Annotated in this window: 12 protein-coding genes; 7 read left to right on the forward strand and 5 right to left on the reverse strand. The window is 67.2% G+C overall.

The features are described 5' to 3' along the window. Window positions 1-237 (forward strand): Asd/ArgC dimerization domain-containing protein (locus WA965_RS24345; RefSeq protein ID WP_526448160.1); only part of this gene is annotated, 237 nt, incomplete at its 5' end. 31 nt (window positions 238-268) lie between these two features. Continuing rightward, window positions 269-1,357, forward strand: coding sequence for a DUF4185 domain-containing protein (locus tag WA965_RS24350; protein WP_526294054.1), 1,089 nt, complete (start codon window positions 269-271; stop codon window positions 1,355-1,357). Here WA965_RS24350 and WA965_RS24355 read toward each other — a convergent pair. Further along, window positions 1,354-3,981: a hypothetical protein gene (locus tag WA965_RS24355; protein WP_526294055.1), complete on the reverse strand. Its 2,628-nt coding sequence runs from the start codon at window positions 3,979-3,981 to the stop codon at window positions 1,354-1,356. The two genes, WA965_RS24350 and WA965_RS24355, sit on opposite strands and share 4 nt — an antisense overlap. 194 nt (window positions 3,982-4,175) lie before the next feature. Here WA965_RS24355 and WA965_RS24360 point away from each other — a divergent pair, with 194 nt between their 5' ends. Together WA965_RS24360 and WA965_RS24365 are read left to right on the forward strand one after the other, a co-directional pair. Continuing rightward, window positions 4,176-4,655: a hypothetical protein gene (locus WA965_RS24360; protein ID WP_526294056.1), complete on the forward strand. Its 480-nt coding sequence runs from the start codon at window positions 4,176-4,178 to the stop codon at window positions 4,653-4,655. A 98-nt stretch (window positions 4,656-4,753) separates the two neighbouring features. Next, entirely contained in the window at window positions 4,754-6,202 is a 1,449-nt protein-coding gene (locus WA965_RS24365; RefSeq protein WP_178357431.1) for a catalase, read from the forward strand. Here WA965_RS24365 and rpsR read toward each other — a convergent pair. Genes rpsR through rpmB form a run of 4 tightly spaced genes read right to left on the reverse strand, consistent with a single transcriptional unit; the run spans window position 6,199 to window position 7,150 of the window. Next, entirely contained in the window at window positions 6,199-6,396 is a 198-nt protein-coding gene (gene rpsR / locus WA965_RS24370) for a 30S ribosomal protein S18 (RefSeq protein ID WP_526295462.1), read from the reverse strand. The genes WA965_RS24365 and rpsR overlap by 4 nt on opposite strands. Before the next feature lie 44 nt (window positions 6,397-6,440). Further along, on the reverse strand, window positions 6,441-6,746 hold the full coding sequence (gene rpsN, locus WA965_RS24375) for a 30S ribosomal protein S14 (protein ID WP_526295460.1): 306 nt from the start codon (window positions 6,744-6,746) through the stop codon (window positions 6,441-6,443). A 3-nt stretch (window positions 6,747-6,749) separates the two neighbouring features. Next, complete coding sequence (gene rpmG / locus WA965_RS24380) at window positions 6,750-6,914, reverse strand: 50S ribosomal protein L33 (protein ID WP_526295458.1); 165 nt, start codon at window positions 6,912-6,914, stop codon at window positions 6,750-6,752. Then, entirely contained in the window at window positions 6,914-7,150 is a 237-nt protein-coding gene (rpmB, locus tag WA965_RS24385) for a 50S ribosomal protein L28 (protein ID WP_526295456.1), read from the reverse strand. Before rpmB ends, rpmG begins: the two co-directional genes overlap by 1 nt. A gap of 99 nt (window positions 7,151-7,249) precedes the next feature. Between rpmB and mrf the strand changes: the two genes are divergently transcribed. The 3 genes from mrf to egtA form a co-directional block, all read left to right on the forward strand. Then, the gene (gene mrf / locus WA965_RS24390) at window positions 7,250-8,410 is read left to right on the forward strand and encodes a ribosome hibernation factor-recruiting GTPase MRF (RefSeq protein ID WP_526295454.1); all 1,161 of its coding nucleotides are present in this window, start codon (window positions 7,250-7,252) and stop codon (window positions 8,408-8,410) included. Between the two features lie 118 nt (window positions 8,411-8,528). Beyond that, window positions 8,529-9,140, forward strand: coding sequence for a sensor domain-containing protein (locus WA965_RS24395; protein WP_526295464.1), 612 nt, complete (start codon window positions 8,529-8,531; stop codon window positions 9,138-9,140). Between the two features lie 144 nt (window positions 9,141-9,284). Continuing rightward, a partial coding sequence (egtA, locus tag WA965_RS24400) for an ergothioneine biosynthesis glutamate--cysteine ligase EgtA (protein WP_526448161.1) occupies window positions 9,285-10,325 on the forward strand: 1,041 nt, incomplete at its 3' end.

The following is a 10,325-nucleotide window of genomic DNA, read 5'->3' on the forward strand; positions in this document are numbered from 1 at the left end:
CCGTTGTCGGTGGCGCGCGCCACCGAGATCCTCGCCGGCGCACCGGGGGTGACGTTGGTCGACGTGCCTACGCCGCTGGCTGCCGCCGGTGCCGACCACTCACTCGTCGGTCGGATCAGGCAGGATCCCGGGGTTCCCGACGGCCGTGGGCTGGCGCTGTTCGTCTCCGGGGACAACCTGCGAAAAGGCGCGGCGCTGAACACCATCCAGATCGCCGAGCTACTGGCTCGGAGCTGATTTGCGCCGAAACTGTATTCCGGTAGGGGTTTTGGCGGGCTTTCTCGCGTGGAATACAGTTTCGGCGGCTCAGGCGACGCCGATCGAATTGCCGCCGCTGCAGCCGGGCCAGGTTCTGCGGATCGGCCCGGCAGCCGGGACGGGCACGCCGACAGTCGATTACGGCATCGGTGCGACGGACCTGTGTGAGTTCATGCAGTTCCCGGAGCAGCTGCTGCAGGTCTGCGGAGACAGCTTCCGCGGCCAGGGCGTGGGTTTCGGCGGGTGGTTCTCGCCGGTCGCACTGCACGTCGAAGACGACACCCTCGATGACGCGGCCGGTGTGCGCTACGACGGTGTCACCGGTATCGACACCCCGTTGCTCGCCGACCCGACGCCCCCGGGGGCGTCGCAGCTTCCCGCGGGTGTCGTCGAGATCAACCGCGAGAACTACCTGCTGGTGACCACCACGAAGGACCTCCGGCCGCAGACCTCTCGATTGGTGAAAGCTGAACCAGGACAAGGTAACTGGGAGACCGTGCCGGACTCGGAACGCGACGCCGACTACACGGGTGGCGGGCAGTCTCAGATCAGCGGCTACTACGACCCGATCCCGACGGCCGACTCTCAGCGTGGCTGGATCTACCTGGTGGCGAACAACTTCGACCGCAGCGCGCCGGTGGTGCTGTACCGGGCCACGCCGGAGTCCTTCACCGACAGATCGGCGTGGCAGGGCTGGTCGGACACCCTGGGCTGGGGGCACGAGCCGACGCCGCTGTGGGGTGACCGCGTGGGGGAGATGAGTGTGCGCCAGATCGACGGCAGAACTGTGCTGTCCTACTTCAACGCGACCACCGGGAACATGGAGATGCGGGTCGCCGAAGGCCCGACGGGTCTGGGTGCTGCGCCGGTCACCACGGTCGTCGTAGCTACGGAGTGGCCGGAACAGGTGGAACAACTGCCGCCGCCCGAGGTCAATCGGCTGGCCCAGCCCTACGGGGGTTACATCGCGCCGGGTTCCACGCTGGACGCGGTGCGGGTGTTCGTCAGCCAGTGGAACACCATGGCGCGCGGCGGCACACCGTATCGGGTCATCCAGTTCGCGGTGAACCCCATCAAGTCCTGGTCGATGACCGGTTAGAGGCCGGTTGCGGGCGTGAAGGTCACGACTGTGGCGAAGAAGCCGCTGTCGCCACGGGCGGAGGTCTGCACAAATCCGATCGTCCCGTCGGCGTTGAAGGTCGGCGTCGAGAGATTTCCGAAGAAGTCGGTGTACTCGATGTCGACGACCTCTTGCGCGCCGGCAGGTGTCAATGCGTAGACGCCGGCTTGACCTGGGCTGTAGATGGTCAGGTAGGCGGTGCCGTCGGGGCTGAACACCAGCGCCTCGGCGTCGAAGAAATCCTTGCCGACTCGATCGACCGTCGCGTTGATCAGACCGGTTGCCGTGGCGACGGTGGCACCGGCAGCGTTGAACCCCAAGACCTGGATTTCGTAGTTGACGGCGCCGCCGGCGTCGGTGATGAGATAGCCGGTGCCGTCCGGGCCGAACTGGATGTCGACAGCGTTGAAGTACGAAGTGCCCGGGACGACGGGGGTGAACGTGCCAGTGGACAGCGCGAGGATCTGCTTACTGAGTTGTCCGTCCGTCAGGTACTCGATGACCGCGTAGGCCGCGCCGTCAGGACCGAAGACCACTGTGGGATTTCGCGCTCCCTCGGGCAGTTCGATGGCGCGCGCGACGGTGGCGTCTGGGTTCAGCACCGCGACGAACGTCGTTCCGTTCGCGGAGTAGCTGATGTAGCCGAGATCATCGGCGGACTGGGTGCCTCCGCCGCTGACACGAACGACGCCCGGCCCGGCTGTCGGGGGCAGCACCAGCCTCCCGGGCAGGGTCACGGTGGTGACGTTGCCGTTGCGATCGACCACCTTGACCGGGGTGGTGGTCAGGGCGGCATCGTTGATCGGTGCGTAGACAGTCCCGTCGGGAGTCGCCTGCAGATCGCCGATCCGTCCGTCGATGGCTGTCGAGGTGGTGATCGTGGTCGCCGTGAGCCGGGAGATGTAGGTCGTTCCGGTGCCGTTGTCGGTGAAACCAGGGTAGGTGAACGTTTCCAGGTGAAGACCGTCGGCGCCCACCACGGTTCGACCGGGAAGGCCGGCGATGGTGCGCACCGCGGTTGAGGCTCCGGTGACTGTGTATACCCGAGTCGTCTTGGTGCCGAACAGGCTTCGAACTCCGGCCGTCACATACACCGTGCCATCCTGGCCAAGGATGGGGGCGGTGGGATCAGAACCGTAGGGCAGCGGAATCGTCCTGGTGAATCCGGTGGGCGGGATCACCCGCAATGTCGAGAATCCCCACTGCGACGACACCAGGTGCGCGGTGCCGTCCGCGGTCAGTTCGACAGTGGTGTCATAGGCAAACGATCGCACGGTGTCGGTAGGGGAAACGCGGACGAAGCGGTAGTCGATGCCGTCTCCGAGGGGGTCGAAGATGTTGCGGACGTCCGTGGTGAAGTACAGGGCGCCGTTGGCGCTGACCGTCACCGGGCCGTCCGGATAGCCGGTGACTGTCGCGACCGTTGTCACAGCGCCTTGACTGTCCACAGCGGAGATGGTCGAGCGACTGCGGCGTTCGTTGGTGGTCACCACGATCAGCGTGCCGTCCGGACGGGCGACCGGATCGACAAAGGTAACGGTGGAACCGCCGATGTTCGCGCTGTTGAGGATCTGCCCGTTGCTGTCGAGGACGACGACCCGGGTGCCGTCCCCTTCGGAGATGAGCTGGTAGATGGTCCCGTCATCGGCGATGACCGGAGACTGGTACGCCTGTCCGGGAATCGCGGGCGATGTGGCACTGGCCTGGACATCGCCGGCCTGCGCGGAGCTTGTCGTCACGCCAACGCTGCCCGCCTCGGGCGTGCGCTCGAAATCCCTACGTGCATAGGCCAGTAACGTCCACAGCAGCGGCGACGCGCCGGGGACTTCGGGTTGGTCTACCGCGTTGGAGCTCACCTGCGGCGAGAACAGGGAGGTCAACACGGTCGCCAACGTCGGGGTCGCGGGTCGTTCAGTGACGGTCTCGACGGGCGCCGACGTGCTGGGCGTGGCCTGCGTCTGGGCGGGCGGGGCGGCGGCAGGTGCGTCGACCGAGTGGTCACCGGTTATCGGTGAGGTCGTCTCATTTTGATCTGCGGGTGCACTGGGCGACTCCTGGACAGCGTCCTGCGCATCGACCGGGTCATCGTCGTCAGGCTCGGCGGTCGCGGCAGGGGTGCCGGTGTCCGAGGTGCGTTTATTGCCGGAGCCGCGCCTCGGGGACTGCTCGGTATCGGGGGTCGGACCTTCCTCCGACTCGGAGATGTCCGGCTCGGCTCCGTCGTCCGGCTCCGGTGCGTCGTCCGGCTCGGCTGCGTCGTCGGAGTCGACGGCATCATCGGAGTCGGTCGCATCGTCTGCCTCGGTCGCGTCGTCCGACTCGGCTGGGGCCTCCGACTTGTCAGACTCGTCCGATTCGCCCGTGTCGTCCGACTTCGCAGTGTCACCCGCCGAGCGTGACGGTCGGTCTGCGGTCTTGGTGCGCCCCGGGGACCCGCCCGCGGAGCCGTCCGAGGAACTGGCCGAGCCGGCTCCGTCGGGCTGCGCCCACGCCACCCCCGGCATGGCTACCACCGCCGAGCCGATACCCAGCGCGACAGCCAGCGCTCCCACCCGGCCGACATGCTTGCCCCACACCGTCTCGAACTTCCCGCAGCGAGTCACACAGCAAACACTATGGTTCAACCGGGATCACGAGGAATAGGGGAATACCCTTGTCGTTGCAGGCGGGTTCTTGTTGATGTCGGGCAAATTGCGCGGACGACCGCTTGAACAGGCTTGTCAAGCCTTTTGCCTTCATAGCCGATTCACAGCCTGTACCTATCTGACGCTGTGGATTGCGGCGAATGATCACCGTCATGAGCGATCCAACCCCGCCACCCGCGAACTCCGAACCCCCCACCGGGCCGGTGGTCACCCCACCGCCGGCCGCCGCGCCGGCACCCGAACCTGCGCCGTATCAAGATCCACCACCGGTCTACGTCGAGCAGTCCAATCGGCTGAACAAGGCCGCGGCGTGGGTCGGCATCATCGCCGGATCGGTGATCATCGTCGCGGTGATCTTCGGCACCGGATTTTTTGTCGGCCAGCAGGTCGGTGACGATTCCCGCGGCCCCGACCGGTCCAACCACATGGTGCTGCGACCCGGGCCGCCGATGTTCCCGATGGGCGAGCGCGGTGAGTTTCAGCGGGGGCCCGGTTTCGCCGGACCGTTCGGTCCCGGTGGTCCGATGGTCGAAATGCCGCGATCGCCGGGCGGCCCGAGCGCCGATACGCCGCCCGGGCCACCCCGGCCGCCGAGCGGTTCTGACGACGCGCCGGCCCCGCCTCGCCCCTGATCGGCCGTTCCTCGGGTGGATCGACCGGCTTTCGGGTACACCGGCAGCAGGGCGGCGGCACAGCCCACAAGCCGCCGCGTCCCGAGGAGATGAGGCTTATGACCGAGAAGTACGCGACCACCGATTCCGGCGCGCCCGCACCGAGCTTTGAGCACTCGCTGACCGTCGGCACAGACGGGCCGATCCTGCTGCAGGACCACTATCTGATCGAGCAGATGGCCAACTTCAACCGCGAGCGGATCCCGGAGCGTCAGCCCCACGCCAAAGGCGGCGGCGCATTCGGCACGTTCGAGGTGACCCAGGACGTCAGCCAGTTCACCAAGGCGGCGTTTCTGCAGCCTGGCGCCACCACGGAGATGGTGGCCCGGTTCTCCACCGTCGCCGGCGAGCGGGGAAGCCCGGACACCTGGCGTGACCCCCGGGGCTTTTCGCTGAAGTTCTACACCAGCGACGGCAACTTCGACATGGTCGGAAACAACACCCCGGTGTTCTTCATCCGCGACCCGATGAAGTTCCAGAACTTCATCCGCAGCCAGAAGCGGATGGCGGCCAACAACCTCCGTGACCACCACATGCAGTGGGACTTCTGGACATTGTCACCGGAGTCGGCGCATCAGGTCACCTGGTTGATGGGGGATCGTGGCATCCCCAAGACCTGGCGGAACATGAACGGCTACTCCAGCCACACCTACAGCTGGGTCAATGCCAACGACGAGATGTTCTGGGTGAAGTACCACTTCAAGACCGACCAGGGCATCGACTTCCTCTCCCAGGAGGACGCCGACCGTCTCGCCGGTGAGGACGGCGACTACCACCAGCGTGATCTGTTCACCTCCATCGAGGACGGCAACTTCCCCACCTGGACGCTGAAGGTCCAGATCATGCCGTTCGAGGACGCCAAGACGTATCGGTTCAACCCGTTCGACCTGACCAAGGTGTGGCCGCACAGCGACTACCCGCTGCACGAGGTCGGCAAGATGACGCTGAACCGCAACGTCGTCGACTACCACGCACAGATGGAGCAGGCGGCCTTCGAGCCCAACAACGTCGTCCCGGGTACCGGACTCAGCCCCGACAAGATGTTGCTGGCCCGCGGGTTCTCCTACTCCGACGCACACCGCGCCAGGCTCGGGGTGAACTACAAGCAGATCCCGGTCAACGAACCGCAGGTCGAGGTCCGGGCGTACTCCAAGGACGGTGCGATGCGGATTCGCAACGCGACCGATCCGGTGTACGCGCCGAACTCGATGGGCGGCCCGGAGGCCGACCCCAAACGCGCCGCCGAAGTGCACTGGGCTTCCGACGGTGACATGGTCCGGTCGGCGTACGCCCTTCGTCCCGAAGACGACGACTGGAGTCAGGCCGGCACCCTGGTCCGTGAGGTCCTCGACGACGAGGCCCGAGATCGACTGGCCCACAACATCATCGGGCACGTGTCCAAGGGTGTCCGGGAACCGGTGCTGTCACGGGTGTTCGAGTACTGGAAGAACGTCGACCCCGACCTCGGCAAGAAGGTCGAGGAGGGCGTCAGGGCCGGTTCCGACTAGCGCTGACCCTGGCCCGGGTACGGCAGCAGCGCCATCTCGCGCGCGGTCTTGACGGCCGTGGCGATCTGGCGTTGCTGCTGTACCGTCAGCCCGGTGACGCTGCGGGAGCGGATCTTTCCGCGCTCGGAGAGGAACTGCCGCAGGGTGGTGGTGTCCTTGTAGTCGACGTACTCGATGCCGAGTGTCTTCAGCATGTTTCGGCGCTTCTTGGGGGCCGGCGGCTCGCGCCGTTTCGCCTTCACCAGCTGGACTTCCGGATGCCGGGCAACTGGCCCTGGTGGGCGAGTTCCCGGACCCGCACCCGGGACAGGCCGAACTTGCGCAGGTGTCCGCGGGGACGACCGTCGACCGCGTCGCGATTGCGCACCCGTACCGCGCTGGCGTCGCGCGGTTGGCGCGCCAACTCCGCCTGTGCGGCGATCCGGGCCTCAGGCGCGGTCGACGGTGACTTGATGATGCGCTTGAGTTCGGCGCGGCGTTCGGCATAGCGGGCCACGATGATGCGGCGTTTCTCGTTCTTGGCGATCTTGGACGTCTTGGCCATCGCTCAGCGCTCCTCGCGGAAGTCGACGTGCGTGCGCGCGACCGGGTCGTACTTGCGCAGCATCAGCCGGTCCGGGTCGTTGCGCCGGTTCTTGCGGGTGACGTAGGTGTACCCGGTGCCCGCGGTGGAGCGCAGCTTCACCAGGGGGCGAATCTCATTGCGCGCCATCAGACCTTCTGTCCTTCCCGGCGTAGCCGGGCCACGACGGACTCGATGCCGTCGCGGTCGATGACCTTGATGCCTTTGGCGCTGACACGCAGCGTGACCCGGCGGCCCTCGGAGGGCAGCAGGTAGGTCTTGCGCTGGATGTTGGGATTCCAGCGGCGGCGGGTGCGGCGGTGTGAATGCGACACCGCGTTGCCGAAGCCGGGTGAGCGGCCGGTGACCTGGCAGTGGGCGGACACGAGTCTCCTTTGTTAATGGAAATCATTTTCGACAAGCTCGAGATGGGACTGTAGCGTCAACGCGCAGTAATTGAAAATCATTTCCAATAGGAGGGTTTGATGCGCACTCCAGTCGTCGTCGTGACCGGTCAGGGCGACACCGACGACATCGCCGACGTGCTGCTGGCAGGCCCGGGAACGGCGCTGGTGGAGCACCGGTTCGACGGCCATGTGGTGCATCGCAGGACGACCATGGTCCAGCGAGGCGTCGCGGTGACCGCGGATGCCGTGCTCGAACTCGCCCACGGCTGCGTGTCCTGCACGGTGCGCTACGACCTGCTCGAACATCTTCGGCGGCTGCACCGCCGGCCGGATGTGGACCGGATCGCCGTCCGATTGGGGCCGTGGATGGAACCCGAACCCGTCTGCTTCGCCATCACGCATTCGCCGACTGCCCGCGACGTATCGGTGTCCGCCGTGGTGTCCGCGGTCGACACGTCGAACTGGCTGCTGCAGGCGGTGGGCGAGGACGAACTCGACGACGGACGGACCGCCGCCCAGGTGGTCGTCGCGCAGGTCGAGTTCGCCGACGTCGTGGTCCTCACCGGCCCGCACCCCGAGACGCTGGCGGTCTGTCGCAGATTGGCGCCGAGGGCGCGGATCACCGTCGGTACCGACCGACTCGACCTGGCTCTGGATCATCTGGAGTCGGATGCGCGCCGTGGCCGCAGCGATCACCCCCACGGTCCGTTGCTCGCCGGTCAGCCGCCGCTGGATGTCAGCGGGCCGGTCCGCCTGGTGGAGTTTCAGGCGCGCCGGCCGTTTCACCCGCGGCGTCTGCACGACGCCGTCGATCTGCTGCTCGACGGCGTGGTCCGCAGCAAGGGGCGGCTCTGGCTTGCCAGCCAGCCCGACCGGGTGATGTGGTTGGTGTCGGCCGGCGGCGGGCTGCTCGTGTCACAGGTCGGAAAGTGGTTGGCGGCCATGACTTCCGGGGAGCTCGCCTACATCGACCCGGAACGACGGGCGATCGCCGACCTGATCTGGGAGTACGGCCACGGGGATCGCCACACGTCGATGACCGTGCTGGTGTGCGGGGCGGACCCGGCAGAGATCCTCGAGGCACTGCGGGGTGCGCTGCTCACCGACGACGAGATGGACCACCCCGACCAATGGCCGGGCTTCGAGGACCCCTTCGGCGATTGGCACATCGAGCCGTGCGACGAAGGTGTGCGTGCCGGGCCACCCGACAACGACGACCAGGGTGGCCACGAGGCCTGACCCGACCCCGAGGTCGGCTGGCATGATCGAACTCATGAGCATCGATGCCGTGCACACGTCACGCTCGCGGCGACGGTGGCCTGACGTGAGGGCCGGCGTAGTCGGCATCGCGGTCGGTATGGGCCTCGCCATGGCGCTCGCCTACCCCGCAGACGCGCGGCCGTCAGATCCCGGCGTGGTGAACTACGCCGTGCTGCCGAAGGGTTCGGTGGGCAACATCGTCGGCGCGCGGATGGGCTTCGAGTGGACCTACTCCGACCCGTTCCAGTCCTTCTACGTCGACAACCCGGTGTGCAACAACTGGGCCGACATCGGTCTGCCCGAGGTGTACAACGATCCCGACCTGGCGGCGTTCAACGGTGCGGTGGCGCAGCAGTCTCCGACCGACATGACGCACTTCGTCAAGCAGGCGGTCGGGGTGTTCGCCACCTCCGAGGCCGCCGACCGGGCCTTTGCGCGGGTCGTCGACCGGACCGCCGGATGTAGCGGGCAGACCACGGCGATGCACCTGGACAACTTCACCACCCAGGTGTGGACGTTCACCAGCGGGCCGACGACCGCGACGGACGCAGACTGGGTCAAGCAGGAGGCCGGCACCGACCGACGGTGCTTCGTCACCACCCGCAAACGTGAGAACGTGCTGCTACAGGCCAAGGTATGTCAGTCGGGCAACGGCGGTCCTGCCGTCAACGTCCTGGCGGGCGCGATGCAGAACACCCTGGGCCAGTAGTACACGACCGCACACAACGCGTAACGCCCGTCGAATTCGGGCACACGTCATCCACGCGTCATGCGCCGAACGCGAGACTTTGTCGGTGCGCTCTGGACAATAGAAGACGCATCGATCGATCCAGACCCGGAGGGAGCGGCGGAGATGGCCCGCACCATGGCATCCGACTGTGTCGCCGATGAACTGACCAGCGCATCCGCCGCTGCCGAACACCTTGTCGCCGGGTGCCTGATCGACGGTCCGGCGGGCCGGGTCGGCCTCGAGATCGAGGCGCACTGCTACGACCTGACCGATCCTTCGAGGCGGCCCGGGTGGGACGAGTTGACCGCGGCGATCTCCGATCTGCCGCCGCTGCCCGGCGGCAGCCTGGTCACCGTCGAACCCGGCGGCGCGGTCGAACTCTCGGGGCCGCCCATGAACGATCCGACGTCGGCGATCTCGGCGATGGCCTCAGACCGGGCAGTGCTGCGCACGGCGTTCAAGCAGGCCGGGTTCGGTGTGGTGTTGCTCGGCGCCGACCCGTTGCGGCCGTCCGAGCGGGTGAACCCCGGTGCGCGCTATCACGCGATGGAACAGTTCTTCCACGCCAGCCAGACCGGCACCGCGGGCGCCGCGATGATGACCGCCACCGCGTCGATCCAGGTCAACGTCGAGGCCGGACCGCGGACGATGTGGGCCGACCGGGTGCGGCTGGCACATGCCCTGGGCCCGACGATGATCGCGATCTCGGCGAACTCCCCGGTGCTCGGCGGCAGCTTCACCGGCTGGCAGTCGACCCGTCAGCGGGTGTGGAGCCAACTGGACTCGGCGCGGTGCGGGCCGATTCTGGGTGAGAGCGGGGACGATCCGGCCAGCGACTGGGCGCGGTACGCGTTGCGCGCGCCGGTGATGCTCGTGCACAGTCCCGACCCGGTTCCGGTGTTGGAATGGGTGCCGTTCGCGGACTGGGCCGACGGGCGGGTGCTGCTCGGCGACCGCAGGCCGACGATGGCTGACCTCGACTATCACCTGACCACGCTGTTCCCGCCGGTGCGGCCGCGCGGTTTCCTGGAGGTGCGCTACCTCGACAGCGTGCCGGACGCGATCTGGCCGGCAGTGGTGTTCACCCTGGCCACCCTGCTGGACGATCCGGCGGCCTCCGACGCCGCGGCCGAGGCCACCGAATCAGTGGCCACCGCATGGGAC

This window comes from Mycobacterium sp., from assembly GCF_049683935.1.
Lineage (GTDB): Bacteria > Actinomycetota > Actinomycetes > Mycobacteriales > Mycobacteriaceae > Mycobacterium.